The sequence below is a fragment of the Paenibacillus paridis genome, assembly GCF_006345825.1.
GTDB classification, from domain to species: domain Bacteria; phylum Bacillota; class Bacilli; order Paenibacillales; family Paenibacillaceae; genus Pristimantibacillus; species Pristimantibacillus paridis.
This window is the reverse complement of record NZ_VCIX01000088.1, coordinates 167,056-193,348: the sequence shown is the minus strand read 5'-3', so window position 1 is coordinate 193,348 and position 26,293 is coordinate 167,056. Positions and strand designations below refer to the sequence as shown.

General features: G+C 50.1%; 27 protein-coding genes. 6 read left to right on the top strand and 21 right to left on the bottom strand.

Going from position 1 to position 26,293, the window contains the following annotated elements; all coding sequences use genetic code 11:
• Positions 1–83: 83 nt before the first annotated feature.
• The 4 genes from FJQ58_RS17960 to FJQ58_RS17945 are packed head-to-tail and all read right to left on the bottom strand — an operon-like array spanning position 84 to position 3,867.
• The gene (locus tag FJQ58_RS17960) at positions 84–1,061 is read right to left on the bottom strand and encodes an alpha/beta hydrolase (protein ID WP_139995899.1); all 978 of its coding nucleotides are present in this window, start codon (positions 1,059–1,061) and stop codon (positions 84–86) included.
• 17 nt (positions 1,062–1,078) lie between these two features.
• Positions 1,079–1,711 carry a bifunctional 4-hydroxy-2-oxoglutarate aldolase/2-dehydro-3-deoxy-phosphogluconate aldolase gene (locus FJQ58_RS17955; RefSeq protein WP_139995897.1) on the bottom strand — a complete coding sequence of 211 codons (633 nt, stop codon included), beginning with the start codon at positions 1,709–1,711 and terminating at the stop codon, positions 1,079–1,081.
• Between the two features lie 27 nt (positions 1,712–1,738).
• On the bottom strand, positions 1,739–2,986 hold the full coding sequence (gene mutY, locus FJQ58_RS17950) for an A/G-specific adenine glycosylase (protein ID WP_139995895.1): 1,248 nt from the start codon (positions 2,984–2,986) through the stop codon (positions 1,739–1,741).
• Positions 2,986–3,867, bottom strand: coding sequence for a helix-turn-helix domain-containing protein (locus FJQ58_RS17945; RefSeq protein WP_162341558.1), 882 nt, complete (start codon positions 3,865–3,867; stop codon positions 2,986–2,988). The genes mutY and FJQ58_RS17945 overlap by 1 nt, the downstream gene beginning before the upstream one ends.
• A 170-nt stretch (positions 3,868–4,037) precedes the next feature.
• On the opposite strand from FJQ58_RS17945, the gene FJQ58_RS17940 reads away from it, so the two are divergent.
• A complete protein-coding gene (locus FJQ58_RS17940; protein ID WP_139995891.1) occupies positions 4,038–4,379 on the top strand; it encodes a c-type cytochrome in 342 nt (113 codons plus the stop codon).
• Between the two features lie 101 nt (positions 4,380–4,480).
• On the opposite strand, the gene FJQ58_RS17935 is transcribed toward FJQ58_RS17940, so the two are convergent.
• From FJQ58_RS17935 to FJQ58_RS17915, 5 genes are all read right to left on the bottom strand, one after another.
• The gene (locus FJQ58_RS17935; protein ID WP_139995889.1) at positions 4,481–4,717 is read right to left on the bottom strand and encodes a hypothetical protein; all 237 of its coding nucleotides are present in this window, start codon (positions 4,715–4,717) and stop codon (positions 4,481–4,483) included.
• Between the two features lie 51 nt (positions 4,718–4,768).
• On the bottom strand, positions 4,769–5,167 hold the full coding sequence (gene acpS, locus FJQ58_RS17930; protein ID WP_139995887.1) for a holo-ACP synthase: 399 nt from the start codon (positions 5,165–5,167) through the stop codon (positions 4,769–4,771).
• Positions 5,168–5,261: 94 nt separating this feature from the next.
• Positions 5,262–7,409, bottom strand: coding sequence for a copper resistance CopC/CopD family protein (locus FJQ58_RS17925; RefSeq protein ID WP_139995885.1), 2,148 nt, complete (start codon positions 7,407–7,409; stop codon positions 5,262–5,264).
• A 9-nt stretch (positions 7,410–7,418) separates the two neighbouring features.
• Positions 7,419–8,480 (bottom strand): DUF4198 domain-containing protein, encoded by a 1,062-nt coding sequence (locus FJQ58_RS17920; protein WP_139995884.1) that lies wholly within the window; start codon positions 8,478–8,480, stop codon positions 7,419–7,421.
• 146 nt (positions 8,481–8,626) lie between these two features.
• Positions 8,627–10,258, bottom strand: a complete 1,632-nt coding sequence (locus FJQ58_RS17915) for a hypothetical protein (RefSeq protein ID WP_139995882.1) — start codon at positions 10,256–10,258, stop codon at positions 8,627–8,629.
• A 163-nt stretch (positions 10,259–10,421) separates the two neighbouring features.
• Here FJQ58_RS17915 and FJQ58_RS17910 point away from each other — a divergent pair, with 163 nt between their 5' ends.
• A complete protein-coding gene (locus FJQ58_RS17910; protein WP_139995880.1) occupies positions 10,422–11,561 on the top strand; it encodes an SGNH/GDSL hydrolase family protein in 1,140 nt (379 codons plus the stop codon).
• Positions 11,562–11,985: 424 nt separating this feature from the next.
• Here FJQ58_RS17910 and FJQ58_RS17905 read toward each other — a convergent pair whose 3' ends face one another.
• The 8 genes from FJQ58_RS17905 to FJQ58_RS17875 all read right to left on the bottom strand — a co-directional run bounded on the left by FJQ58_RS17905 (position 11,986) and on the right by FJQ58_RS17875 (position 17,732).
• Positions 11,986–12,381 carry a ribosomal maturation YjgA family protein gene (locus FJQ58_RS17905; RefSeq protein WP_139995878.1) on the bottom strand — a complete coding sequence of 132 codons (396 nt, stop codon included), beginning with the start codon at positions 12,379–12,381 and terminating at the stop codon, positions 11,986–11,988.
• 72 nt (positions 12,382–12,453) lie between these two features.
• On the bottom strand, positions 12,454–12,909 hold the full coding sequence (locus FJQ58_RS17900; protein WP_139995876.1) for an NUDIX domain-containing protein: 456 nt from the start codon (positions 12,907–12,909) through the stop codon (positions 12,454–12,456).
• 126 nt (positions 12,910–13,035) lie between these two features.
• The gene (gene nadE, locus FJQ58_RS17895) at positions 13,036–13,845 is read right to left on the bottom strand and encodes an ammonia-dependent NAD(+) synthetase (protein WP_139995874.1); all 810 of its coding nucleotides are present in this window, start codon (positions 13,843–13,845) and stop codon (positions 13,036–13,038) included.
• Positions 13,846–13,859: 14 nt separating this feature from the next.
• Complete coding sequence (locus FJQ58_RS17890) at positions 13,860–14,294, bottom strand: BrxA/BrxB family bacilliredoxin (protein WP_139995872.1); 435 nt, start codon at positions 14,292–14,294, stop codon at positions 13,860–13,862.
• A 101-nt stretch (positions 14,295–14,395) separates the two neighbouring features.
• On the bottom strand, positions 14,396–14,770 hold the full coding sequence (locus FJQ58_RS17885; protein WP_139995870.1) for a DUF3905 domain-containing protein: 375 nt from the start codon (positions 14,768–14,770) through the stop codon (positions 14,396–14,398).
• A 15-nt stretch (positions 14,771–14,785) separates the two neighbouring features.
• Positions 14,786–14,929, bottom strand: coding sequence for a hypothetical protein (locus FJQ58_RS32595; RefSeq protein WP_202915285.1), 144 nt, complete (start codon positions 14,927–14,929; stop codon positions 14,786–14,788).
• Positions 14,930–15,088: 159 nt separating this feature from the next.
• The gene (locus tag FJQ58_RS17880) at positions 15,089–16,774 is read right to left on the bottom strand and encodes a two-component system sensor histidine kinase NtrB (RefSeq protein WP_139995868.1); all 1,686 of its coding nucleotides are present in this window, start codon (positions 16,772–16,774) and stop codon (positions 15,089–15,091) included.
• A 121-nt stretch (positions 16,775–16,895) separates the two neighbouring features.
• A complete protein-coding gene (locus tag FJQ58_RS17875; protein WP_162341556.1) occupies positions 16,896–17,732 on the bottom strand; it encodes an alpha/beta hydrolase in 837 nt (278 codons plus the stop codon).
• Between the two features lie 64 nt (positions 17,733–17,796).
• Between FJQ58_RS17875 and FJQ58_RS17870 the strand changes: the two genes are divergently transcribed.
• Positions 17,797–19,056 (top strand): BaiN/RdsA family NAD(P)/FAD-dependent oxidoreductase, encoded by a 1,260-nt coding sequence (locus FJQ58_RS17870; RefSeq protein WP_139995864.1) that lies wholly within the window; start codon positions 17,797–17,799, stop codon positions 19,054–19,056.
• A gap of 148 nt (positions 19,057–19,204) precedes the next feature.
• Here FJQ58_RS17870 and FJQ58_RS17865 read toward each other — a convergent pair whose 3' ends face one another.
• Positions 19,205–19,615 (bottom strand): hypothetical protein, encoded by a 411-nt coding sequence (locus FJQ58_RS17865; protein WP_139995862.1) that lies wholly within the window; start codon positions 19,613–19,615, stop codon positions 19,205–19,207.
• A gap of 179 nt (positions 19,616–19,794) precedes the next feature.
• On the opposite strand from FJQ58_RS17865, the gene FJQ58_RS17860 reads away from it, so the two are divergent.
• Positions 19,795–20,700 carry a helix-turn-helix domain-containing protein gene (locus FJQ58_RS17860; protein ID WP_139995860.1) on the top strand — a complete coding sequence of 302 codons (906 nt, stop codon included), beginning with the start codon at positions 19,795–19,797 and terminating at the stop codon, positions 20,698–20,700.
• 65 nt (positions 20,701–20,765) lie between these two features.
• Here FJQ58_RS17860 and xylB read toward each other — a convergent pair whose 3' ends face one another.
• The 3 genes from xylB to FJQ58_RS17845 form a co-directional block, all read right to left on the bottom strand.
• Positions 20,766–22,262: a xylulokinase gene (xylB, locus tag FJQ58_RS17855; RefSeq protein ID WP_139995858.1), complete on the bottom strand. Its 1,497-nt coding sequence runs from the start codon at positions 22,260–22,262 to the stop codon at positions 20,766–20,768.
• A gap of 21 nt (positions 22,263–22,283) precedes the next feature.
• Positions 22,284–23,597 carry a xylose isomerase gene (gene xylA / locus FJQ58_RS17850; RefSeq protein ID WP_139995856.1) on the bottom strand — a complete coding sequence of 438 codons (1,314 nt, stop codon included), beginning with the start codon at positions 23,595–23,597 and terminating at the stop codon, positions 22,284–22,286.
• Between the two features lie 199 nt (positions 23,598–23,796).
• On the bottom strand, positions 23,797–24,162 hold the full coding sequence (locus tag FJQ58_RS17845; RefSeq protein ID WP_139995854.1) for an MmcQ/YjbR family DNA-binding protein: 366 nt from the start codon (positions 24,160–24,162) through the stop codon (positions 23,797–23,799).
• A gap of 101 nt (positions 24,163–24,263) precedes the next feature.
• Here FJQ58_RS17845 and FJQ58_RS17840 point away from each other — a divergent pair, with 101 nt between their 5' ends.
• Both FJQ58_RS17840 and FJQ58_RS17835 read left to right on the top strand, forming a co-directional pair.
• Positions 24,264–24,908, top strand: a complete 645-nt coding sequence (locus tag FJQ58_RS17840; RefSeq protein WP_139995852.1) for a flagellar basal body L-ring protein FlgH — start codon at positions 24,264–24,266, stop codon at positions 24,906–24,908.
• A gap of 207 nt (positions 24,909–25,115) precedes the next feature.
• Positions 25,116–26,282 (top strand): ROK family protein, encoded by a 1,167-nt coding sequence (locus FJQ58_RS17835; RefSeq protein WP_238404132.1) that lies wholly within the window; start codon positions 25,116–25,118, stop codon positions 26,280–26,282.
• Positions 26,283–26,293: the final 11 nt, after the last annotated feature.

Genomic DNA, 26,293 nt, shown 5'->3' with positions numbered 1-26,293 from the left:
TTGGGCTATGTAATGAAACTGTAATATTTCTCTCATCTTGGTTTCATCTTATGCTTATATAATAAATTCATGACCCCCCTTTATTATATATTCTCTCTTGTTGCCTGCAGCCTCGTGCCGCAGGCTTCCTTTTTGCCCGCTGCGTTTGCGACCTTCTCCTGCAAGAAAGGGATGACTCGTTCCCAGAAAGCAGGCTCCTGCTCCGAAGTGCTATGTCCAATGGTAGATACGAATAACGTATCGATAACTCCCTCTGGCAATTTCCCCTTCAGCTCTTTAAGCTCTTTCGCGCTAATGAATTCATCACCATTCGAATGAATCATCAAGACCGGCGTTCGGCCCGCTTCATGGCGACCCGCATGCCTCTCCAGTATTAACGGAATGTTGGCTGCCTTAAACTGGGCGCGTGAAATACCTGAACGAATGAGCCATATCATCGGTATAATATAAGCAAGCGGAAAGACCGGCAATTTTTTTCGACGCAGCTCCGACTTCATCATCGTCTCAAAGTGAACGGGCATCGAATCCGTGACGACAGCCTTCACGTCCATCCCGCTCTCAAGCGCAAGCAATGCGCCGAAGCCCCCTAAGGAATGCCCCAGTACGGCGACTCGCTGAGCATCTATTCCCGGAAGCTGCCTTGCCGCCTCAACGGCTGCCATGACATCATCCCGGAACATCAACGCAGAAGGCGCATGGATCGAATCACTATCGCCATGGCTCCGGGCATCATACATAAATACGGCAAAACCAGCCTGATACAGCGAGTGCGCGTAGCGAAGCACTCTTGTGCGGTTTGAACCCCAGCCATGCGCGATGACGATAAGCGGCAGCTTGCCATTTGCTGATTCCGCATGCGTAGCTGGCTGCAGCAGCCAGCCTTCTACCTTGGAGCCATAGCTCGTAAAGGTTACAGGACTCCACTCCGTTAATACGTCAGGTGCTCCAAGATTCGGCAGCTTGCGCGGCCTTTGACTGCGAACTCCCATTTGCCAGACAAGCCATGCCAGTAAAGCGACAATGATGATGAAGCCCGCAGCGCCTCCGAGTGTAGCCTTCACAGTTAGCCCTCCTTACGCTATAGAGACCGCACAGCTTCCGTGAACTGCCGCGCCCTCTCCGTGATCAGATCAAATCTGCCTTCCCGTACCCACTGCATATTGACCAGCTTGCTGCCCATACCGACCGCATTCGCTCCTGCTTTAAAATAATCGGCGATGTTATGCAAGTCCACCCCGCCCGTGGCAATCATCGGGATCTCGTTTAACGGACCGCGTATTTCCTGCAAATAACCGATTCCAAGCGTCCCCATCGGAAAAATCTTAACGGCATCCGCGCCCGCCTTCCAGGCTTTGACGATTTCCGTAGGCGTCATTACGCCCGGCCATACCGACAGGCCCCGCTCGCGGCCAAACGCAATGACCTCCTCATCTAAGTTGGGGGAAATAAGATATTGCGCCCCTGCAGCAACCGCCTGCTCCGCAAGCGCAACATCGGTTACCGTGCCCGCTCCAACGGCGGCTTTGCCGTCAAACTTTGTGCGCCAGCGCTCGATCATGGCCGCAGCACCGTTCGTATTCATCGTAATTTCCATCATATGAATGCCGCCATCGATCAAAGCTTGTGCCGCAGCATCTGCATCCTTGTCTTCAATTCCCCGTAAAATCGCAACAATCTTATGCTGCAGCAGCAGCTTAAGCATATCGTTCATTCGCTTCTCCTCCGGCTCTATATTCATTTATTCCCAAAATTGCTTTAAAATTCGCAAAAATAAATTAGGAAACGGCAATTCATCCATATCTTCCTTGCCGATCCAGCGATAGGTGCCGCTAGGCAAGCCCATCCCACCTGTCCCTGAACCTCGTAAAACTTTGTTATCCACTTCTGCTATCGCATATGGAGTACCCGCCTCAGCTGCCACAGCAGAACTCGCAACTACGGATGCAGCTGCTGTTTCTGTCAGCACTCTCGGATCTTCACCCAAATCAGCCAAGTAGAACCGCATTTTCCAGTGGATATGGCTGAAAATATGATCGGCATCCGTAAACCAGCTGCGCGGACGAATTAACAGTCCCGTATCTTCTTCCAGCATACGGCTAATCATTTCGGCCAGCTCCCCCTGCTCCTTCGGCTCGGATTCCCCTAGCCAGGCTGCCTGCTCTGCTGACAACAACAGATGCGGAAGCTCCCACATTTGCGCGAGCAGCCCGGTTGCAGGCCGCTGCCTCACAAGCACTTTGCCCTTATTCTCGCCGCTGCCAAGGACAATAGCTGCCGCTCTGAACTCCGCCCGTGGCGGCTTCGCCTTCGTCTTGATCGGCAATTCCATTTCCCTGCCTTCAAGCCTCGCCTCGCAATGCTCCATAACCGGACATGGCAGGCAGCCTGGCGTTTTCGGCGTACAAACCAGTGCCCCCAGCTCCATAAGCGCCTGATTGAAATCCCCAGCCGCTCCTTCCGGAATGAGAGAAGCCGCAAGCTTCTCGATATTAACCCTAGTCGATTGCTTAGCAATGTCATCCTCTAGGCAAAAATAACGGGAGAGCACGCGCATGACATTCCCGTCTACGGCAGGTTCCGGCCGATTGAATGCGATGCTCATAATCGCTCCGCTTGTATAAGGGCCGACGCCCTTAAGCCCGGCAACAGAGGTTTTGTCATCCGGCACAATGCCGCCGTAACGCGAGACGACCTCTTTGGCGCCGGCTTGGAGGTTTCTAGCGCGCGAATAGTAGCCGAGCCCCTCCCAGGCTTTTAGTACCTCGGTCTCCGGCGCTTCGGCAAGTGCTGTGACAGTAGGAAACTTATTCATGAAGTTATTATAGAACGGAATAACCGTGTCCACCCTCGTCTGCTGCAGCATGATTTCCGATACCCATACGCGGTAGGGATCACGATTGATCCTCCATGGCAAATCACGCTTGATCAGCCTGTACCAACTGAGCAGCTCTGTACTGAAATATTGTTTGACCGCTTCTTGCTCCACTAGCTGTTCTCTCCTTCGCTTGTTGTCATCCCGCAATCCAATGGGTAGTCCACGCAATGCTTGCCAATCCGGCGAAATTGGACCGGCGTAATGCCTGTATATCTCTTAAACAGCCTCGATAAATAATGATTTTGCATCCCGACCTGCTTCGCGACCGTCGTCACCGGCAGCTCCGTCTCCCGAAGGAGCTTCTTAGCAAGCTCAATGCGGCGATTGGTCACATACTGGATCGGGGAGCAGCCTACGATGCTTTTGAAAGAGGTAATGAAATAATTCGGATGGAGAAAAGCAAATTTCGCAAGCTCCTCGATTTGAATATTCTCATGCAAATTGGCTTCAATATGGGCCAGTACCTCATTCCATTTTACACCAAAGCCAGAGTCATAGAGCGATTCTCTTTGAAGATCGCTTTCATCCAAATAAAATGCAAGCATCTCCAGCAAAGCTGCCTTCAGCCTGAGCTCTCTTGTAATTGAGGTGCTGTGCTGATAGGCGTTCATTTTGACGAACAGCTGCTGCAGCAGCTGTTCGTCCTTCACATATACAAATGGAGGCAGCCTTAACGAATTAATAAACTGAATATCGCCCAGCTCTAGCCGGAAATGGCACCAATACCTGCAAAAAGGCTCATTTCCTCCAGTGCCAAACGTTTGCATCGTACCCGCAGGCAAAAAATAAAGCGTGCCTGGCTGCACAATATGTCTTTGATTCTGAATATCGAGCCAAGCCTCACCCTTAACCGCGTAACAAAAACGGTAAAAATCAGGCTCGGTTTTGTTTTCTACCCAGCCCGGTAAATTTTCTGTATAAGCAGACATCGTAACTTCGACTTGAATTTTGTTCAATTGGTTTTGCAAAATACTTTCTATTGTCGGTTTCATGAATTCTCCTGTAGATAAAATTGCGATATAATGAATGATATTCTCGCTATGAACCATCCTATGCCTACTCTATTATACGAATTTAAGTTTCAAATTCATATGGTAGCCATAAGGATAGATTATACATTCCTTTTATTCCCATATTAAACAATAAAAGAGAGGTATGTTTAATGTCTATTAATCGATCCCTTCCGTTAATCGTCACCGCTATCCTGCTGCTCGCTCTTATGGGCTGCGGCGGCGGCAAAAACTCCACCGAAATTAAAAGTGCATTAGACGGGCCAAGCGAGGTTATGTCCGTATACAAAGCCAACTGCGTAAGCTGCCACGGCACCGGGCTTCAAGGCCGCATCGGTCCGTCAACGAATCTGCAAAAGGTCGGCGAACGGATGAGCGCAGCGGATATCACAAAGCAAATTGAGCAGGGAGAAGGGTCCATGCCACCGTTCAAAGATAAGCTCACGGCTGAGGAAATCGCCGGATTGGCTGAATGGCTCGCCAGCAAGAAGTAATCATCATAAGCGCCAGTTAAATTCCATTTATAAACAAAAAAGGATGCCGTGCAGACGTTGCTGCTGGCATCCTTTTTTCTTAATTGGAAAGCTTATTTAAGTCAATAACCAATATGGTGACCGTTGATTTTTGGAGATTTCATGTAATGCAGAGCGGATTGGCCGGCGTATGTCCAGTGGGTTTCGCCCATTTGGGGGTGCATTGGAAACAGATCGCCCTGCACCAGCACCAGATCACCGCCCCAGTCGTCTGAATACAAGCCATCATATTCGACCCATTGTCCCGTTTTGAAACGACGCTTCGTTTTCTGCTGCCGCTGCTCCTTCAATGCCGCCATCCCCTCTCACCTGCCTGCTTGGTATATTACATTCCAAGTATAGGCAAAAGGTTACTGCGATATTCGCTCCGCAACAGCAAAAGCTGAGGCAAGCTGGCGCTCATGCGTGATCGTCACATGAATCTTTACATCCTTGGAGCTTAAACCAAGGCGTTCCCAAGCGGCTTCACTCAAGCCGCACTCGGGCTTGCCGCAGCTATCGCGTAAAATTTCAATATCGGCAAAGCCCATCACCTGGCCAATTCCACAGCCAAATGCCTTCACAACCGCTTCCTTCGCTGCGAACCGCCCGGCTACGAATTGATGAAGCCTTTCGCCGCTGTAATGCCCGGCAAGCTCCCGCTCACCCTCGGACAGCACACGCTGCATAAAGCGTCTACCCGCACTCCCGCTCAACACTTTAGCGACGCGCGAAATATCCGATAAATCATTTCCGATGCCGATGATCATGCTAACACCCGCCTTTTCCCTGAAAGTGAGATTAGCAGATGCTAGAAGCGAAGTCAAGCTGTCCCAGACGTTGCCGATGGCCTTCAATTATTGTTTATTCCAGAAGCAGCGACTCTAATTCCCTCTCATAATGAAAGCTGTTGCCCGCCTCATCCTGAATGTCCACCAAAAGCATGCCTTCCCTGCGATCCTCTACAAAATCACCGACTCCCCTGTAGGTGTACTTCTTAAAGCCTGGAAACTCAAACTTTTCAAGAGCCGGTGGATCAAGTTTCAATGGAATGCTTATCTGGCGTTCTCCTGCCCCAGATCCCTCGCCGTCAAGCTGCAAGGCTGCCGCCACAGATACGGGTGCTCCCATCTCTTCAGGCAGCCATACATCGAGTCTGGCTGCCTGCTGTTCCGATTTTCCGTCTTCTGAGATTCGCAAGCTCATATGCGCTTTCTCACCCATGACATGCCAATATATCGGCTCAGTCAGCTTCGTTTCTGCAGCCGCTTCCGGCGGTGAAGTCGAAGACAGCCAGCCGGCCAGCACAAACAGTACAACCGCAAGGAGCACTTCAGCCCTCACACCGATGAGCAAGCCTCTTGAAGCACCTTTCTCAGCGATCCTGGGCATAAAGACCAACTTATGCAGCGCAGCAATAACAAGAACCAGCAGCATGAAGATGATTTTAGCTAAAATCAGCTGGCCGTAGTCTGTATCGATCAATTGACTCCATCCGGAGAGCCTCGCAACCGAAAGCCATATACCGCTGACTAAGATAAATGCCATACTCGGCAGTGCCCATACAGAGAAGCGTGCAGCCGTCTGGTTCAATCGGTCCAATCCACCCGAATGGAAGGTAAGTGACAATAGCCCGGCAAGACCGCCGAACCAAATCGCTGCAGCCCCCATATGGACCGCATGCGCGGTTATGGCCAGTGCCGCACCATTTAATGAGGCATAAGCATGCCCCGTCAGGGGGAAGGAGACGATCACTGCCGCAGCAACGGCAAATTTGAGCGGGTTTGCCCAAGCCCGCTCACGGACAGGTGCGAACGCCAGCAAAAGGATAAGGATGGCAAGCACCGGCCGCAATGCCGCCACCTTGCCAATCATCGTTCCGCTAGCCAGTGCATACAGAGATACGCCATCTAGCTGCTCCGAGAGGGTAGACAGGCGATCTAAGCCGGATATCAGCCAAATGATTCCTGCTCCGCAAATGACCATTTTCTCAGCCGCCTGCGAAAAACCATAAGGAGCCGCATCCGCATCCTCTCTCCAAATGACGTAGCGGAAAAACAAGATGCCTGCCACAAATACGCCAGCGAGGACATCAAGCACCCGCAGTACAATCATCGTAGCCGGGCGCACTCCCTTATGTTCATGCTCATCAGTACCGTTCTGACCGCTTCCGCCATGACCGCTGTGAGCTCCTACAGCTGCCGTATCATCTGTCGCAGTCGGAGGCGCTTCGTCCACAGGGCCACTTTCATCGTCAGCAGCAGGCTCCTGTGATTGACTACCCGTAACCGTGGGATTATCAAAAGCTGGCTCATTACCGATAGCTGAGCCTTCTGGGGTTGGCCCAGCAGCTGCATCCTTATCTGCTGGCAGCACAGGCTGCGTGCTTGCTTCCGGCTCGTTAGAAGTTGTGCCCGGCACAGAGTCCGGCGTATGGGACACAGCTGGAGAAGGCGCCTGGTTTGGCGTCTCGCTTGGTGTCGACGCAGGCTTCTCCGTCACGTTTGGCGCTTTCGTTGCCGCTGGCTTCGAGGTTGCCGCTGGCTTCGCCGTCGCTGCGGGCTTATTCGTCGCTGTTGGCCGGGTTCCCGCCCCTTCACTATTACTTCCATCTAAGGAAACCGTATCGTCCGGCTTGGTCTGTACCAGTTTGACGCCTACGGCAAACTGGAAGGTTCCATCGGTCAGATGCGTATCCAGCGACAGCACCTGCCAGCTGACTTCGTAGATTCCTTTGCTGAGCTTGGGAATCGTATAGATTAGCGTTTGATCGTCCTCAGCGCTTAATTCTCCTTTAATCGCCGACCCGCCGTCGACTCTTTGAAGAGACACGTTGCTTAGCTTCGAATCGATTTTCTCCGTAAATTTAATGCGTATAGCAGATGGCGGCTCCGACAGCTCAGCATCCTGATAAGGTGTCGATTGCGCAACATAGGCATGCGCCGAGACGAAGCTCGGCAGGCATGCCCATATCATAATCAATGCTGCTATACAATTAATCAGCTTTTTCATCTAAAAGCCCTATTTCGTGTAAATCGCAACCGCTGCCGGATTAGCGCCCACTGCTGGGAAATATTCAACGACGGCGCCTGCCGCCTCTGCAGCGGTACGAAGCGTTACAAGACCTGTTCCCTTGTAAGCAGCGTCAACATATTGTTTGATAAAGGATGCATCTACTTTGGTCGTCCCTTGCGCAATCGTCAAGCTGCTGACAGCCGTTACGGTGCCATTGACATAGATATGAGGTTTGGTGCCGGATGCAGTACCCGGAAGCTTCACTGATTTGTTCTGTACCGTGAACGTCATTGTCGCCTCATAGTTGGTTGTGCTGTATTCGCCTTCCACAGCTTCTGTTGTGCTCGGCTTGGCACGAACCAGGTAGTAGTCGGCTGCGTCTGTTGTAAAGGACACCATACCCTTGGCATCTGACTTCAGCTCTGTAGCCTCCGAATTGCTGCGGCGAATGACATCAATGGCTGTATCTGCGAGCGGTTTTCCCTTTAAGAGCAATTGAATGGATACTACCTCGCCCGGTGTAACCGCAGCTGGATTGAACTTTGGAACCAACTCGGCACGATCAGGACTGACTTGCTTCGAGAAGCCCGTAAGTGCCTTAACCCGATCAAGGACAGGTATATCCCCTACCGCGACGAATGATTTTGCGCTGCGAAGAGTACGGCTAGCTGCATCTGCGCCCTTATACACGCTATCCGCCTCTGTAGAGATAATGTAAGCGCCGGGAACGTTCGATTTGAAGGATGCAACAAAATAGTTGTTCAATGCCGGGGTTGTTTCAGTCGCAGGCTCCCCTACATAAAAACGAGTGCCTGTGATATCCGATTTTACGCCAGCAGGCGTGGTGACATATACCTTAGAGGTATTTCCCCATTGACCATCAATACGGTAGCTCTTATGCTCATTGGAATGGTTTCCGTACAATAGCTCAACGTAAGACACCTGGCCTTGAGCAACAATTGGAGCACTCGTCTGGCTCCAGCCGTCATGCGCGAATACAGGTACTGCCGTGCCCAGCGCTAGAACAGCTGCCAAGGCTGCGCCTACTAACTTTTTGCGAAATATCATTTTTATAAAACCTCCATCGATTTGAATTAACTGTACAAATTGTATCAATGGAGGAGACTCGGCACATGACTCGTAAGAGCTACGCGCCTGTGAACGATATGTGAATTTGCGGCCAGTATGGAACGTCTTTGTTATTTAAGACTTTATTATTTACAATATCCGCTGAAATCGACAGCCTGTCCGTTGATTGTTTTGGTGCTTGTTCCGTCTTTCCCTACAATCAGCTCAAGAGCGGTGCCGTCCCATGCCATATAGTTCACGCCAAGCGCAAGATTGGTTGACCATAAAGGGGCATTGCTTCTTGCTTTCATCTGGAATGCCGCAAAGTCTGCTATGCCGCTTTCTTCTGCATCTTTCTCGCTTACAGCTTCGATAACGACGCCATTATGCTTCGCTTCGCTTGTAACTAGGCATCGATCGGGAAGCTGCTCCAGTACGTATGACTGCATGATATAGGCAGCTAAATAAACTCCCCCCACTTTCGCAAGCAGTAAGCCGAGCTCCTCCTGCCAGTCCGCCTTCGGCAGCACGCCTATAATGGTATGAGAAGCATGCTCGGGCAGCGGATATAGCGCTGCAATCGCATTTTTATGGAACAAGACCTCCGTATAGCCGGTTTGATGCCTCGCATCCTCAGCAGCATACGGATCAGACGGATGGAAGAAATAGGTTTGATTCACGCCGTTTTGCTGTCCAAGCGGCAATGTAATATCCCAGCGGTGCTGCTCGTTGTCAAACTCCTCGTACCGCTCCCACATCCCGCCTGCCGCAAAGTTGGCTGTTATATACGCATAACTGTGCAAATGGACCGCACCCGCTTCTGAGCGCTTGGTAACCGTCTTTTTCACCTCGGACGGCCGGCTTCGATTAATCGCTTTCCTAAGCGCTTGCTCAGGAGCCTTATAATAAAGGAATCCGGCATACTCCGTCCGGGGAAGAGCAAGCGGAAGCTCGAAATCGCCAAACTGCACGTAATCGAACAGGACATTCCCATCGAGCGGAATATCATGCTTTTGTCCGCGGCAATGCGCCCCTGCCCACGTCCCTTTTAAATAAAAATCAGCCCGCTCGCACCAGAGATAATCCAGCAAATCGGCAAGCTCCGTCTGAATCGAACGTTCATCCAACATATGCCACGCGCAGGTAAAGGCTTGCACCCAATGCCAGAACCACGGCAGGCTGCTGTATTCCGACATGCCCTCTTTGCGAACATGGGCTAAGGTCAGCCTCAGGTTGGCGTGGCCATCCCCCAGCAGCTCCGCATCTGCAAATCGTTGTCCAAAAATCAGCTTAGCTGCCGTATATTTGGCATCGTGATGGCCGAACGTATTGGTCTGGCGGTAGAACCCGCTTCGGTAGACATGAAGGAGCGCCGTATCAAAGGCTGAAGCAAGCGCTTCGCTAAGCTGCCCGCTGTATCGGCTCGCAAAGAAAGCCATCAGGCTGCCCATTAGCTCAACTGGCAGGGGATGTGGCGCTGCCTTCCGCGGATCCTCACCTAGATGAAGCGGCCAATGGCCATAGGTCGCGCTGCTTTCATTCCGATCCTGAAGCTGAAGCACTTCAAGGAGAACACCTTCTGCCTTTTGTTTGGCGGCGCTAGCCTCGAAAGGAAGCTTCTCCCCTTCTTCAAGCGCCGCAGAGAATAGATAGGAGGCATAATAAAAGTTGTCGCGTATATCGTGATGGAACCATAATCCGCTGCTTAAAAGCGGTTGGTCCTGCGCTGCGATTGCAATCAAACGGATGATTTCGTCTTTTCTGGCTTTGAAGCCCATCTCGCAAATCCCCTCGAGTGGCATATTTTTCTTACTATCATATATAATTTCAATTCCAAGAGAAACCTCTACATTGTTTTCTATCATAAAAAATGATAGTTTTGTAAGATATGCCGTCTCTCGTTGAGAAGACGCTTCATTATCGGTTAAGGGGCTGAATGCTTTGCAAAGCGGATATACATCCATCACCTCACTCTCAAGCGCAAGCAATTTCATAGCAAGATTTAGCGAAAAAACGACAATCACCTTTCGTACGTACATCCAGCCACGGGAATTTGGACAGCTTCAAATCAAGTTCTGGCACAGCAACACGGTTGACTCGACCTGGGCAGATGGCTCCGAATCCAATGCTAGTGACCAAGGCGGCCATTGGCGTATTGAGTCCTGCTTCATCGCCGATGGCGGACAACAGCCAGATGGCAGCATCGTTGCAGGTACCGAGCGTCCGCTGACGTTTGCCGGCTCTCCCTCCAAGGATGTACGGCCGGGCGAGCAGTTTTGGAGCGATGCGTCCGCAATTCATGTGCCGGACGGCCATTTTCTGGCTTTCAGCTGGGCGATTACGCTTGATGGCTTGAGCGAAGGACTGCCATTCAATACGGAGACATTGCTCGCCAGCGCATTTGAAGCGGTGGGAGATGCCGCCAAGCAAGCTTCTGCCGATGGTTATGAAGGCGCCGGCAATCGTCAGGTGCTGCCTTCCTTGATCGCATATGAGAAAACCACCTCTAAGCAGCTTGTGTTCCTCGGTGATTCCATTACGCAAGGCGTTCGAACGGAGAAGGACGGGTACGCCTTCTGGGCCGCCAAAATCGCGGCTAGTCTAGGAACAGACACAGGCGTGTGGAATATCGGCAGCGGGTGGGCACGTGCCTATGACTTGGTGGAGGATAGCGTCTGGCTGTCCAAAGCGCTACACGGTGATGAGGTGATCCTTTGTATCGGGGTAAATGATGTCGGTACTGCCAATCGGAGCGCCGAGCAGTTGATTGCAGACCTGACTACAATCATTAGCCTGCTCACTAGCCAAAAGCCCGGGCTTGTCCTTTGGCTGTGTACTCTTCCAGCCTTCAACTTTGCAGGTGAGCAGGAAACAGTCTGGCGCACCGTAAATAACTGGATTCGGAGCGATGCTGCCAACAGTGTCTCCGGCGTCTTCGATATCGCCGCAGTGCTTGGGCAAGCGAAGCCAAACGACCAGCTGCTGCGCCCGGAGTTTATGAGTCCGCATAATGACCCTCACCCGAACGGCCTGGCAGGCACGGCGGTTGCCGATGCTTTCCTCGCCTGGTATAACAACTAAATTAATCGTCAAAGGAGCTGTCTTGTAAGGCTAATATCCATAACCATCAAGACAGCTCCCCACTTTTAGAACGGGATAAGCTTAATTAAATTTCCCCGTATCTCCAGAGCCAATTAGATCTAAAAAGTAGACCTATTTCTCCCAAACTGGCTGCTTTTCTCGGAATAGGTCTAAAAAATAGATCTATTTCAATCTCAAACCTCCGAATTCCCTCTAAAACGTCATTCCGGAGCCAATTAGATCTAAAAAGTAGACCTATTTCTCCCAAACTGGCTGCTTTACTCGGAATAGGTCTAAAAAATAGATCTATTTCAATCTCCAACCTCCTAAGGTAAAATTCCGGCTGCAAAAGCGAACCCTTCGTTTCACCAGAACGTTTTCCTCGCTTCACTTAAACTTCATTTCTTTCGTTCAACTTGTATCATTATGATTTTTTTCGCACCAGCTTGTTAAGAATGCAGCTATCGATGAACCATGCCACCGCTATGCCGGCACTATACCTTACCAAATCCAGCGCCAAAAACCCGTTCCCCAGCACCAACGCCCCTAACGGATGACTTCGAATGGCCTGAATCCAATCCGCTTGATAGAGCTGGCTGGTCTCAATGGCAAAACTAAATACGAAACTGGCTATTACGGCAATGCCAAGCCTCTTAGCAACCCAAACGAAACGAAAGCCAAAATAAATCATGCCAGCCCACAGCGCATCTCCAAAATGCTCTGCGACAAACGTTGGAAGCATCGCAGCAAAACTTCTCGAGCTATAACCAAGAATCATCGTGATAAGAAATGCTAATAAGTACGGTAATCTAGCTTTCATCCTGAGTTCACCTTCTTATGCCAACTAAAAAACGGGTAGGCATCACAGCCCATTTCCCCCAAAATGACTGCACTAATTTGAATCGCCTATGTAGCAGGGTTTGTACACCCCGGTTTGAAGCTGCTTCACCAGTCCTCGTGGATAAATTCTGATATTATCCAGCTCGCTAAGCGCCACCCAGTCCACGCCTACTTGATCGGCATCCGGATTTGCGCCAGCGAAGTTTTCTTCCTGTGACTCTATCACACATTCAAAATAAAACTCCACCTGATGCGTATCGCTATCCCAGTCCGCAAACTCATGGTTTTTGCCAATATACTCCCTGACAAACAGCAGTCCGCGAACAGCGACCTTGCATCCGGCTTCCTCCATGCATTCGCGGATGACCGCGTCGCTGAGCTCCTCGCCCTTTTCCTGTCCACCGCCGGGAAATAAATAAAAATAACCGTCGGAATCTTGATTTTTCGTTAATAAAATGTGCTGATCGGCGATAATGACCGCTTTCGCGGAATTTCGAATCGGCTTCATCGGCTGCTCTCCCATCGGTTCATTTGTATATGATATACCTTTCTAATATTTTCAAAAAAAACTGCCCTGCACCGATCACTCGGCAGCAGGGCAGTCCTCATCATGTAACCAAACCAAGGCAGCTGCTTAAATACCCGGAATCGGGGAGCGTTTGTGCTCGGTTTTCAAATATTGCTTCTCCAGCTTCTCGCGCGTCTCAGCGTTGATCGACTTGCCTTCGAGGTAATCGCTGTTATCGCCGTAAGTGATCCCAAGCTCATCCTCATCGGTTTGTCCATCCCATAGGCCAGCCGTTGGCGCTTTATCCAATACGCTTTGCGGAACGCCGATATGGGAGGCTAATTGACGCACTTGGCGTTTGTTCAGCGTACTAAGAGGGGTAACGTCTACAGCGCCATCGCCCCACTTCGTATAAAAGCCGGTAATTGCTTCGGATGCATGATCCGTGCCTACGACAAGCAGATTAAGATCGAAAGCAAGCGCATACTGCATAACCATCCGCGTTCTTGCCTTGACGTTGCCCTTGCCACCGCGGCTCAGGTGGCGCGGAATGCCAAGCGACTTAAAGTTGTGCTCCACTTCGATGGCAATCTCGTCAACCGCTTCAGCAATATTCGTTTCCGCACGGTGCTTCAATTGAAAAGCTTCGGCTACGGCGTAGCTGTCAGCGATATCCGATTGCTCCCCGTAAGGCTGGAACACGCCTAGCGTCATATACTCGCGGCCCGTTTCAGAGCTTAGCTCATCCGTAGCACGCTTGCACAGTCCTGCCGCTACCGCGCTGTCAATTCCGCCGCTAATGGCAATCAACAGACCTGTCGTGCCGGACTGCTGAACATACTGCTTCAAAAAGTCGACCCGCTTCCGAATCTCCACTTCCGGATCGATTTCTGGCTTCACGCCTAGTCTTTCAATAATTTCTTGTTGTAGGCTCATAGTCACCGTCCCGTTTAGCGGCAAAACCGATCGAAAGCGTCAGACAGATCGGCTGCAATATCCGATGCCGAACGATTTTCAATCTGGTGGCGCTCAATAAAGTGTACTAGCTCTCCATCCTTCATCAAAGCGATCGATGGGGAAGATGGCGGGTATGGAGCGAAATATTCACGAGCCTTCGCCGTTGCTTCTTTATCTTGACCTGCGAACACCGTATAGAGATGATCAGGAGTAATATCATGCTGTAGCGCGTCCGCTACGCCTGGACGGCACTGGCCTGCAGCACAGCCGCATACCGAGTTGATAACGACAAGTGCTGTGCCCTTTGCGTTAGGCAATTTTTCTTCTACTTCTTCAGGTGTGCGAAGCTCCTGAATGCCAATGCGAGTAAGATCGTCCCGCATAGGCTGCACCATATCTAACATGTATCGTTCGAATGACATCGACATCGAAACACACTCCTTTAATTACTTTATTTTAGCTACTATTATACCGTCCGTAGTCAAAATAAAGCAACCGGAGCGGCCGCTCCGGCTGTTCTTTTTGCAGCTTAATCCGATTGTGTGCCCGGCTCATCGAGGCCGTATGCCGAATTTTTGTCAGGATGTGTAAATATGCCGCCTTGCGGTGACTGGCCCTTTTCAAAAATATCTCGGTTATCCGCCGTTAAAAAGCCCACATCCTTAAACGGATGCACCCATTCATCGCCCGCCATAATAGCGGGATCGGTATCCTCGCTCCATTGCGACAGAGGCGAATTCGGAGATTCGTATTCATGGTCACCGATTACAACGCCGTATTGATTCACATATGGTGCACGGCTGCCGCGCCCATGCCGAAACTGCGGCAAAAACTCAATTTCGTAAGGATCAAGCGCCGGATCATCGCCATACGGTGGCTCTCCCTCATGCGTGGAATCAGTCATTGGCACACCTCCGCGCTAGATGGAAGGACGATTTGGCCCATCTAGTTTTTTATCGAAACCTTCCGATTCTGGCGACTTGCTGTTCTTGCCGGCTGTATTTTTCGCTGCTTGCTGCGTCTGTTCAGCCGAACGGTCCTTCTGTTCATTGTGCTCCGTCATGGCTTTGCCCTCCTCCCGTCATGCTCTCCAGCTGCTTTGGCCGGTTATCTTGCTAGAGTAGTATGCGCAACCGCACCTTTCCTTATAAATCCTAAGGCAGCCTGACCCTGTCCATCTTTAATATTATCTATCTATAGCCTATGGTTGCCTCGTTTTTATTCAAATCGCGAAATCCGGTATCGCGGCGTGCTCCTTAGCTAGAAAAAAAGTAACGATGAACGTAGTTCCTTCGCCTTCCTCGGACTCCACGTCGATGCGGCCATTATGCCGTTCGGCAATACTTAAGCAGAGAGGCAGACCGAGCCCTGTGCCTTGTGTTTTCGTTGAAAAAAACGGCTCAAATAAGTGCTTCATCTGCTCCTGAGAAATGCCAACGCCTTGATCTGAGATCCGCAGCTCGATCTTTTCCCCAAAACTGACGGTTTTAATCCGAAGCGTACCATGATCCCCCATCGCTTCCATCCCATTGCGGGCAATATTGAGAAACAACTGTTTAATTTCCCTATCATTCAGCATGAGAAGCGGTATGGACTCTGCCAGGCTGACCTCAATCGTTTGCCCGCGCAAATTCGCATCCGCCATCAGCAGCGGAATCAGCTCATGGATAATCGCATGCAAGGAAGTCGGCTCCATTTTGAGCACCCTATTTTGGGCAAGGGACAAAAAATCGCTAATAATCATATTCGCCCGATCAAGCTCATCGATAATAATTTGAAAATATTCTCCTTGGTTTTTTTCGCTTCGTTCCTGAATGAGCTGAACAAAGCCCCGAATGACCGCCATCGGGTTTCGAATTTCATGCGTGATGCTCGCTGCCATCTGGCCAACCAAGCTTAGGCGCTCCATCCGCCCCACCTCGTCCTGCAAATGGCGAATTTCGGTCACATCCTGCGCAATGAGCGCCGCACCCGCATTTTTATCATTTAACGACGTGCGCAGCGAAATCGTTGTTAGCAGCAGCATCGTTTCATTATTTACAAAGGGAACCAGCGATACCTTCTCGCCATCGAGCGCTTGATTCAGCAGCTTGACACAGGCATCCTCTTGACCGATCTGAAATACTTCTGGAAAGGACGAGCCTAATATTTGCATAGCGCTGGTATATTCAGAATGAAGGGAAAATAGCTTTTTGGCCATTTCATTAAAATGGGTGATCCTTCCGTCGTGATCAACCACGATGACGCCAAATGAAGTTTCATCTATAAATTGCTGGAGCTTGACCGCCTCGTTGTGATAATTTGCCGAGACCCTCTTGACTTCATTATACAGCAGCTGTTTCTCCTTCACGCTCTCGATCATAAAGATAGACAGCCACGTTGCCGTCAAGGTCGCCATTACTGCTACGATAAGCGACACGACCATAATAAACGACCATGAAACGTCGCTATAGCTAATGAACCCAATCATGCTGATGACAAAATAAAGCATAAATACCGACATCAGCAGTAAGCCCTTCCTCTCCTTGTATAAAGCAGAGGCTCGACTAAAAGGACGAACAGAAAGCAGCACAAGCGGTATAAATACAATGAGCAGCATGATGAAGCTAACCGCTTCCCAGCCGCTGTCCAGCATTGGGATTCTTACGGCTGCATAAATGACCGTCAAAATGACAAGCGTTGGCAATCCCCCATAAAGTGAACCAATCAAATAGGGAATAAGACGAAAATCAACATCGTAGCCAAGTACGTTGGATGTGCTCAGCATGCACAACAGCATGGATGCTCCACAAAAAATCCCCATAAAGACCGGCATTCTCGTCCAGCTCTGCTCTTTATGGGACCAAAGCTGGAAAGCGAACACCGGCAATAAGGATACGATAAATTGTAACAGCAATTCTTTTAACACTTAAGATCGCTTCCCCCTACCCGCGCTCCAAATGCATGCCACAAATTTGATTATGATGATTAAACAAACATTCCCGTTTAAGATGACCTATTACTCCGATTAAAACATAAAAGGCATGTTTTTACAATTGATCCATCAACCAATTTATGATCGTGCGAATGGCGTCCTCGCCCTCCAAATCATTATGCAGCTCATGGTACCCGCCTTCCCACCGTTCAAAATGACAGCGTTTTCCAAGACTGCCGGCCAATATGCCGCTCGCTTCAAGCGAAGTGACCCGATCGGAAGTTCCATGCATGAGCAACAAAGGAACATGGAGCTGGTCGGCATGGGCCAAAGCCCACTCTCCCCCGGCTGTAACTTCTACGTAAGTCTGGATCGTAATTTTCGTATGGCATAAGGGATCTTCAACGATTGGAGCCGCATCAGCGTAGCCTGGCCGAAACAAATCGGCAGGGTTCAAACCTGTGGATTGATGCATCGTTGGCAGCACGGCCGCAAGCCTGCGCCCTACCCACTCGACTGCGGGGTTTGGCGCGAATGCCAGCCTTAGCCACGGACTCGTGAGAATAAGCCCTCTGATAGGCGGCAGGAGGCGCAGCGCGCTGTTCAATGCCACATTTCCCCCCATGCTGTGGCCGTACAAAAATATAGGAATGCCGGGATGGCGCTGTCCCGCTGCTTCAATCATCAAAGCGGCATCGCTCGCCGCTGCGCCAAGTGAAGGCAAATGCCCCCGCTTCCCGGAGGAGCGGCCGTGACCCTGCTGGTCAAGCGCAATCAGCGCGATCCCCGCCTCTGCGAAACGTGCCGCGACATGCTTGTAGCGGTCGCCATGCTCCCCCATGCCATGCACAAGGCAGACAACCGCTTTTATATCCGTTGACTCCGGCTTCCACTCCCTCAGAAACAATGAGGCACCTTTGGCCCCGGCCATTTTCCACTCCTCACGAAGCATCAGAACGCCGCCTTTCATTATATGGTATTATTAAGTCTACTAATAATATAGCAGGTGGAAAACGATGCAGTATAATGCAATTATAATTGGCGGCGGCTCCGCAGGCTTAATGGCCGCGATTGCCGCGAGCAAGGATGGCGCTAACGTGCTGCTCCTCGATAAAGGCGACAAGTTGGGACGCAAGCTCGGCATATCCGGCGGAGGCCGCTGCAATGTGACCAATAATAAAGATTTGGACGAGCTGATCAAGCATATTCCCGGCAATGGCCGTTTCTTGCACAGCACCTTTTCGAATTTCAACAACAAAGACATCATCGCTTTTTTTGAAAACCTCGGGATCGCTCTGAAAGAAGAGGATAACGGCCGGATGTTCCCCGTCACGGACAAAGCCAAAACCGTTGTCGATACACTGGTTAACCAGGTTCGCAAGCAAGGCGTGAAAATCGTGTTGAACGCTCCTGTCGATCATATCATGTATGATGGCGGAAAAGTGATTGGCGTTCGCGTTAAATCAGGTGAAACTTTCCGAGGCACCAGCGTCATTGTCGCTTCAGGCGGCAAATCCGTGCCCCAGACGGGCTCAACCGGCGACGGCTATGCTTGGGCAGAGAAAGCCGGCCATACGATAACCGAGCTGTTTCCTACTGAGGTTCCTCTCACTTCGAATGAGCCCTTCATTACGAGCAAGGAGCTTCAGGGCTTGTCGCTGCGCAGCGTCGCTCTTTCCGTATGGAGCCCCAAAGGAAAGCAGCTGATTTCGCATGAGGGGGATATGCTGTTTACCCATTTCGGACTATCCGGCCCCATTGTCTTGCGCTGCAGCCAGTTTGTGGTAAAGGCGCTCAAGCAATTTGGCACGGGCAACATCGAGGTTGCCATTGATCTTATGCCAGGCAAAAGCAAGGACGATGTATATCGTGAGACATTGAGGCTCGCCGAGGCTGAGTCCAAGAAAACGATCAAAAATGTGCTAAAAAGCTATCTGCCTGAAAAAATGATTCCCATACTGCTGCAGAAAGCCGGCTTGCAGGACTCCCTTACCTTTGACAATATTCCAAAGCAAGAATGGCTAGCCCTGACACAGCTCATAAAGCATTTTCCGATTCGAGTATACGGATCGCTTTCCATTGAAGACGCCTTCGTAACGGGAGGAGGCATTCATTTGAAAGAAATTGATCCGAAGACCATGGAATCGAAACGGATGAGCGGCCTTTATTTTTGCGGGGAGATTCTCGATATACACGGCTATACCGGAGGCTACAATATTACGGCAGCCTTCTCGACCGGTTATACCGCTGGCCTAAACGCAGTCCTGGGACGGTAATATCCGTTTCGCTCGCTGAGACTGGATACTTTTTTTGTATTGGTAGCAGCGCGGAGTTTATTCTTATTTTGTTTATTCCAAAAAGGGGTTGTCACAAAAGGCTATTCGCCTTCCGGACAACCCCTTCTGTATTTGGCCCCCGTTATCGCTAAATGCGCACGTCTCCGGAGAAATAACCGTACGTACCTGGATCAGGAAGAAACTCGCCCTCGTAGTCCGCGTCATCGTCTCGATTAGCGAGTCCGTCCGGCAGCTCCTCATGCCCCTCATTGGCAACCCAGTCCTCATTAACCATATGGGCGGGAATCGCAATCGCATCAAGGGCATACGCGCTGTCCGTTACGGCGCTACTGTCAATCTGAGTCTGCTCGGCAAGCTGCCCGCCATGGGACTGTGCAATCTCCAGCGCTGAGGTCAAGTCGCTTCCCGCTAAATGGACATGCATTCGGCTCCCTTCATGCAGCACCGTCTCATAACCGAGCTCGCGCAGTGTCTCGCAAGCAAGCGCCGCGCTCTGGTCGTCATTAAAATCAAATAACAAAGCGGAATTACCAGCCATATTCCATCATCCTCCCTACGTTTGGTATAGCATGCCCCAAGGCAAAACTTTCATGAGGTGCTGTTCATTTTGCTGCCGGACATTATTTTTTCACAATTAGCTATATAAAAATGTTAGGTTTTATGACATAATTATAACATACTGTTTGATATACGCTAACTGATGGGACGGTGTCATCGATGAATCATTTATTTTATTTACTTTCAGATCCTATGCTTATCGTCGAGTCCGACGAATCCCTTTGGTCGATACGCGATGTCAATCAAGCCTTTACCGCATTCTCAGGCTTCAAGAAATCCGATTTGATCACGCTTGATCCCTCGACGATCATAACCACGGAGGATTCGGGAATTGCCTTCGAAGAAGCCGTGATCCAACTCGCAGAGGAGAACGCAATCTCTCCGCTGCTTGAATGCAAGCTGATCACCAAAGCGTCCACCCCTGCCGACGTCCGTATGTCCTGCCGCAAGCTGCAAGAGGCTGACCGCATCGTCTACGTTATTATCTGCAAGGATCTGCGCGAATCCAAATGGATCGATCAATATATTACCCAAAACAAAATCATGGTCTCTCTTATCGCCAATGATCGATACACTATTTTAAGCCTTAAGCATTATTACGCCCCTGTGCAGCAGCCGTCCTCCTCCTATGTGAATCAATCCATCTTCGATCTCGTTGCAGAGCATGAGCGAGGCAAGCTAAAACGGATATTTGAATATGCCAAAAACAACCGAACGCCGGAAACTGCAGATTTCCAGCTTAAGCTTGGCGATCGCTATTACAGCGCTGACGCGGTTATTCAGCCTTTCTACAATGGCAACCGCAGCTTCAAAAACTTCGTTGTCATTCTTACCAGCCTGCATCTCCACAATCAAGAGGAAGATCCCTCGTATAAGCTGCGCATGCTAATGCTAAGCAAAAACATATCTGTCACCTCGCTCGCCCAGTCCACACTGATTTCACTGACGACCATTTCGAAGATCCGCAATGGCAAAATCAAAAAACCGCAGCGTCTAACCGCTGAACTCATTGCGGGAGAACTGGGAGTTAGGCCCGAAACTATATGGAGCAGCTATAAGAGGTAAAGCGGTAATCATAAAAAAGACGGTTATCCTCCGCGGAGAATAACCGTCCTTAAACTCTAACATGCCTATCCGCGATAAGGCGCAAGCGCCTCATTTAAACCGCGTGTTTGTTCGTATACCTGTTGATATACCTTAAAGATGCCTTTGTAAGCGGCAACCGCTTCCGGTTGCGGAGAATAGGAATCCGCATGCTTCACGAACTTATCCGCACATGATTCCAGGCTATCGAACCAGCCCGCGCCATAAGCCGCAAGCATAGCGGCTCCAAGGCCAGGTCCTTGTTCATTTTCAAGCGCTACAACTTTGGCATCGAAAATATCCGCCTGCATTTGCAGCCATGCCGGATTTTGCGCGCCTCCGCCAATGGAAATGATCGTATCGACCGTTTTGCCGGCTTTACGGAACATATCGACCGACTCGTTAAGCGAGAACGTGATGCCTTCCATAACCGCACGGGCAAAATGGATGCGCTCGTGGGAGCCGTCAACGCCGATAAAGCTCGCGCGAATAACCGCGTCTGCATGCGGCGTCCGCTCGCCGACTAGATACGGAGTGAACAATAGTCCGCCAGCTCCCGGTTTTACAGCGCCTACGCCTTCCAATAGCTGATCAAATGATTCGCTTGGCGCAAATGTTTTCTTGAACCAGCTCAAGCTGTAGCCCGCCGCAAGCGTAACGCCCATCACATAAAACGAATCCTCTTTGCCGTGGTTGAAGAAATGCACCTTGCCCGCAAAATCCTTCGACTTGTCATTCTCATAAGAGAGAATAACGCCAGAAGTGCCGATGCTGCAGAGTGTAAGGCCTTCAGATAAAATGCCAGAGCCGATCGCTCCGCATGCATTGTCAGCTCCGCCCGCAAACACCTTGGTTGCAGCGGGTAAGCCCGTGCTTTCCGCATATTGCGGCAGCAGCGTACCGACAAGGCCATGTGACTCTACGAGCGCAGGACAGAAGCTTGCCGGAAGGTTAAAGGCAGCAAGCACCTCTTCGCTCCATGCTTTGCCGGCTACATCTAGCAGCAGCGTGCCCGCCGCATCGGAGTAATCCATATGCAGCTCGCCCGTTAGGCGATAGCGTAGATAATCCTTCGGCAGCAGGAATAGCTGTGCCTTGGCGAAAGCTTCAGGCTCATTCTCGCGAACCCATAAAATCTTCGGCAGAGTAAAGCCCTCCAGCGCCGGATTGCGCGTAATGCTCAGCAGCTTGTCGCCAAGCGTGCGTTCAATTTCACGGCATTGCCCTGTCGTGCGGGTATCATTCCACAGAATGGCATTGCGGATCGGATTGCCCTCGCCATCCAGCAATACCAATCCATGCATTTGTCCTGAGAAGCTAATCCCTTCAATCGCAGCCGCATCAATGCCTTCTGCTTCAGTCAGCTCGCGAAGCGCAGCAACCGTACCGTCAACCCAATCGTCCGCGCGCTGCTCGCTCCAGCCTGTATGCTCATGGAACAGCGGGTAGCTGCGAGTTGCTTCCGCCGCTACCGTACCGTTCTTGTCCACGAGCAGCACCTTAACGGCGCTTGTTCCTAAATCCACACCAATAACATAGCTCATTTGCCTGCAGTCCTCCCGGGCTTAAACGCTGAAAATAACTTCGGACAAGATAAGGCTGATTCGTTCTTGGCGGCCCGACTCATTTTTGATCGGGTTGTTTTGCAAGGCATACTGCTCAAGCGAAGCAAGCGTAGCTTTGCCGGAAACGATTTCTGCGCCGATGCCTTCTTTGAAGCTGCGGTAACGGTTTTCCACGATGTTGTCGAGAATTTTCTCTTCCGTCAATTTTGCGGCTGCTTTCAGGCCCCAAGCGAAGCTGTCCATACCTGCAATGTGGCCCAGGAACAGATCTTCCGCTTCGAATGATCCACGACGAACCTTCGCATCGAAGTTGATTCCGCCGCGTCCGATACCGCCGGCTTTCAATACTTCAAACATCGTTAGTGTAGTTGAGTAGAGATCAACCGGGAATTCATCTGTATCCCAGCCAAGCAGCAGGTCGCCTTGGTTCGCATCAAGCGAGCCCAACACGCCGTTAATCGCAGCCGTACGGATTTCGTGCTCAAACGTATGGCCTGCAAGCGTTGCATGGTTAGCTTCAAGATTTAGCTTGAAGTGATCTTTCAAGCCGTATTTTTGCAAGAATGAGATCGTTGTCGCTGCATCAAAGTCATATTGGTGCTTCGTTGGCTCTTTCGGCTTAGGCTCGATCAGGAATTGCGCGTCGAAACCAATTTCCTTCGCGTAAGCGATCGCCATGTGGTACAAGCGAGCAAGGTTATCCAGCTCGAAGCCCATGTCTGTGTTCAGAAGCGTATCGTAGCCCTCACGGCCGCCCCAGAATACATAGTTTTCTGCGCCAAGCTCTTTACCAACTTCAAGGCCTTTTTTCACTTGTGCGCCTGCATAAGCATAAACATCAGCATTTACCGAAGTTCCTGCACCGTGCACGAAGCGCGGGTTCGAGAACATGTTAACCGTGTTCCAAAGCAGCTTTTTGCCGGAAGATTTCATGTTGTCTTTCAATAGAGCAACGATAACATCCAAGTTTTTGTTCGTTTCTTGCAGCGTTTCGCCTTCTGGTGCGATGTCCACATCGTGGAACGCGAAGTAAGGAACATTCAATTTATTCAAAAATTCAAAGTTGGCTTCCACGCGCGCTTTCGCACGGTCAAGTCCATTATATTGATCCCAGCCGCGAACCATCGTAGGTGCGCCGAACGGGTCTGTTCCGTTAGCGTTAAATGTATGCCAGTAAGCAACCGCGAAGCGAAGGTGCTCTTCCATCGTTTTGCCCATAATTACTTGAGTTGGATCGTAGTGTTTGAATGCAAGCGGATTGTCCGAGCCCTTACCTTCAAATTGGATCGCGTTAATGTTTTTGAAATAGCTCATAAAAACAAAATCCTCCTTCACGGAATTCATTATTTTTGTTAGTGCTTACATTTAGGATAACACGACTCAACTTAGTTTGTCTATTAAACAAACTAAGATTAGGGCATGTTAAAGGAACAATGCGCATTACGAAGTATGGTATACCCCATTTTTCACTGCAATACGCTTGTTCCTGTGGGCAAATTATAGGCAATTCCGTTCATTCAGTTCCGATGATTGATTCTCTGACGCTCTTAGAAAGACTTTTAACAACCAAATCGTAAGAGTGGTCAATCATAGAAAAGATATCTTCAACTGGCAGAGACCCATCGAGGGTAATCGTATTCCAGTGCTTTTTGTTCATATGGTAGCCTGGTCGAACGGCCTCATGCTGCTCTCTCAAATTTTCAGCAATCACCGGGTCACATTTGAGGTTTAAGCGATAATCATCCGTTTTGTCCTCAAAAATAAGCGCGAACATTTTACCGGCAATTTTAATCACCATGGCATCAGGACCAAAGGGATACTCCTTCGTCGCCCCTTTTTTCTTCAAACAATAGTCGATGATCTTATTATTGTTGTTCAATCAGCACATCTCCTTCTCCGTTAACGACAAATTTCTTATCGCATGTATACTTTAGTTTAGTATATAGTAGTCGAATAGACGAAATATATGGGGGAATTTGTATGAAAAAAACGTTAGTAATCGTGGCTAGTGCTATTTTGATTTTATCTGGCTGTTCAAATGCAGAAAAAGAAGAGGTAAATACGAATGCGCCTCAAGTGGAAGAGGGCCAGCCAGCAACTGAAGTCGCACAGGAAAACACTGATGATGCCAAAGGGACAGTTGAAGTTGACGAGGGACTGCTAACCACAACGCTCACTCTCCCCTCAACCTTTTTTAATGAGGCAGAACCCGCTACGGTGATTGAAAATGCAAAAAAACAAGGCGTGAAGGAAGTAACGAGTAATGAGGATGGCTCTTATACGTATACGATGACGAATAAAGTTTACAAAAAGATGCTTGGAGACATAGCAGCTACCGTCGAGGAAAGCATGACTAGCCTTAAAAGCGGTGAAGACTTCGCCTCAATCAAGGACATTGAATACGATAAAAACTTCTCGGAATTTACTCTTGTTGTAGATAAAGAAGCCTTTCAATCCAGCATGGATAGCTTCGCGGCTCTCGCAATCAGCATCTCTGCTATGATGTATCAGACGTTTAGCGGAATGGAATCAGAAGCGCTCAAGGTCACTATTCATATGAAGGATCAAGCAACGAATGAAGTATTCGATACGATCGTATATCCTGACACGCTTGAACAACAATAATTACAAGCTGTATGGAGAGTTGATCCGTACGGCTTTTTTTTGCGCCATACTTTATTTAACCATTAAACAAACTTTGTTTTTATGTTAAACTGGCTGTAGCCTTTTTCTGCTTGCATCGCACTCTTCCATATGCGGTTCAAGTTAGCTGTATATTCAAAATTTCGTGATACAATAGTACCTATAGAGATTTGGACGGAGGCTTACTTCTTGAAATTAAAACCAACCGGAGACTTAGCGCTCATCAAAAAAATCAATACCGCTATCGTACTCGATGCGGTCGTTAAGCACGCTCCGCTCTCAAGAGCACAAATATCCGAGAAAACGGGACTTAATAAAGCAACGGTTTCGAGCCTTGTCCAGGATCTGATCGACAGCCATCTCGTTATCGAGAACGGCCCCGGACAATCCAGCGGCGGCCGTAAGCCTGTCATGCTTCTCTTTAACGGAACCGCTGGTTATGCGGTGGGTATCGATCTGGGTGTTAACTATATTCGGGGGCTGCTCGTTGACCTCGAAGGAAATGTTATTGCCGAGCATCAAAGCAGCTTGAAGCAGCAGCATGCCGAGCAAGCGCTCGCTCAGCTAATGGCATGCATCGAACAGCTCATTCAGCAGGCGCCCGAAAGCCCCTACGGCGTGGTAGGCATTGGAGTCGGCGTTCCCGGCATAGTCGACGACAAAGGCACTATTTTGTTCGCACCGAATTTGAAATGGCGGCAAGTCACGCTGCAAGAGCAGCTTGAAGCCGTATTTCATATTCCGGTCACGATCGATAACGAAGCGAATGCGGGCGCCCAAGGCGAGCAAAAATACGGAGCCGGACGCGGCATCCCCAACCAGATCTATGTTAGTGTGGGAATCGGAATCGGTACCGGCATTATTTTGAATAAAGAGCTGTACAAGGGGGCTTCCGGCTTCTCCGGCGAACTAGGCCATCTCTCAATTGAATATGACGGCAAACCTTGCAGCTGCGGCAACCGCGGATGCTGGGAGCTTTATGCCTCAGAGAACGCTCTTCTGGAGCGCGCAGAACAGCTCGGCTTTGAGAATCTGGAGGAGCTGCTGCAAGCGGCGACACATGGCGACGAACGAGTCATCTCGCTCATTCGTTCGATTGGCGATTATTTGGGTGCAGGCATCGCTAACATCGTCAACGTGTTTAACCCTAACGTGGTCATAATCGGCAACCGGATGAGCCGCGCGGCGGAATGGCTTAAGCCTGCCGTGCAAGCGGCCGTCGACCAGCGCACGCTCCCTTATCACAGGGAGCATTTGCAAATACTATTTGCAGAGCTTCAGGACCAATCTGCTGTTCGCGGGGCAGCCTATTATGCGATCAGCACCTTTTTCACCAAAATCAAAAGTGGACAGTAAGCTCAAATAAG

What these genes read in the sequence shown, in the direction of transcription:
- FJQ58_RS17935 (WP_139995889.1), bottom strand. Translation starts at nt 4,717, where the DNA reads ATGGCGGCATTGAAGGAGCAGCGGCAGCAGAAAACGAAGCGTCGTTTC.
- FJQ58_RS17890 (WP_139995872.1), bottom strand. Translation starts at nt 14,294, where the DNA reads ATGTCGATGTCATTCGAACGATACATGTTAGATATGGTGCAGCCTATG.
- FJQ58_RS17915 (WP_139995882.1), bottom strand. Translation starts at nt 10,258, where the DNA reads ATGGGCTTCAAAGCCAGAAAAGACGAAATCATCCGTTTGATTGCAATC.
- FJQ58_RS17955 (WP_139995897.1), bottom strand. Translation starts at nt 1,711, where the DNA reads ATGAACGATATGCTTAAGCTGCTGCTGCAGCATAAGATTGTTGCGATT.
- FJQ58_RS17865 (WP_139995862.1), bottom strand. Translation starts at nt 19,615, where the DNA reads ATGGCTGGTAATTCCGCTTTGTTATTTGATTTTAATGACGACCAGAGC.
- FJQ58_RS17940 (WP_139995891.1), top strand. Translation starts at nt 4,038, where the DNA reads ATGTCTATTAATCGATCCCTTCCGTTAATCGTCACCGCTATCCTGCTG.
- FJQ58_RS17840 (WP_139995852.1), top strand. Translation starts at nt 24,264, where the DNA reads ATGAAAAAAACGTTAGTAATCGTGGCTAGTGCTATTTTGATTTTATCT.
- FJQ58_RS17920 (WP_139995884.1), bottom strand. Translation starts at nt 8,480, where the DNA reads ATGATATTTCGCAAAAAGTTAGTAGGCGCAGCCTTGGCAGCTGTTCTA.
- FJQ58_RS17875 (WP_162341556.1), bottom strand. Translation starts at nt 17,732, where the DNA reads ATGCTTCGTGAGGAGTGGAAAATGGCCGGGGCCAAAGGTGCCTCATTG.
- FJQ58_RS17860 (WP_139995860.1), top strand. Translation starts at nt 19,795, where the DNA reads ATGAATCATTTATTTTATTTACTTTCAGATCCTATGCTTATCGTCGAG.
- FJQ58_RS17870 (WP_139995864.1), top strand. Translation starts at nt 17,797, where the DNA reads ATGCAGTATAATGCAATTATAATTGGCGGCGGCTCCGCAGGCTTAATG.
- FJQ58_RS17945 (WP_162341558.1), bottom strand. Translation starts at nt 3,867, where the DNA reads ATGAAACCGACAATAGAAAGTATTTTGCAAAACCAATTGAACAAAATT.
- FJQ58_RS32595 (WP_202915285.1), bottom strand. Translation starts at nt 14,929, where the DNA reads ATGACGGAGCACAATGAACAGAAGGACCGTTCGGCTGAACAGACGCAG.
- FJQ58_RS17900 (WP_139995876.1), bottom strand. Translation starts at nt 12,909, where the DNA reads ATGAAGCCGATTCGAAATTCCGCGAAAGCGGTCATTATCGCCGATCAG.
- FJQ58_RS17925 (WP_139995885.1), bottom strand. Translation starts at nt 7,409, where the DNA reads ATGAAAAAGCTGATTAATTGTATAGCAGCATTGATTATGATATGGGCA.
- xylB (WP_139995858.1), bottom strand. Translation starts at nt 22,262, where the DNA reads ATGAGCTATGTTATTGGTGTGGATTTAGGAACAAGCGCCGTTAAGGTG.
- nadE (WP_139995874.1), bottom strand. Translation starts at nt 13,845, where the DNA reads ATGAGCCTACAACAAGAAATTATTGAAAGACTAGGCGTGAAGCCAGAA.
- FJQ58_RS17885 (WP_139995870.1), bottom strand. Translation starts at nt 14,770, where the DNA reads ATGACTGATTCCACGCATGAGGGAGAGCCACCGTATGGCGATGATCCG.
- FJQ58_RS17905 (WP_139995878.1), bottom strand. Translation starts at nt 12,381, where the DNA reads ATGAAAGCTAGATTACCGTACTTATTAGCATTTCTTATCACGATGATT.
- xylA (WP_139995856.1), bottom strand. Translation starts at nt 23,597, where the DNA reads ATGAGCTATTTCAAAAACATTAACGCGATCCAATTTGAAGGTAAGGGC.
- acpS (WP_139995887.1), bottom strand. Translation starts at nt 5,167, where the DNA reads ATGATCATCGGCATCGGAAATGATTTATCGGATATTTCGCGCGTCGCT.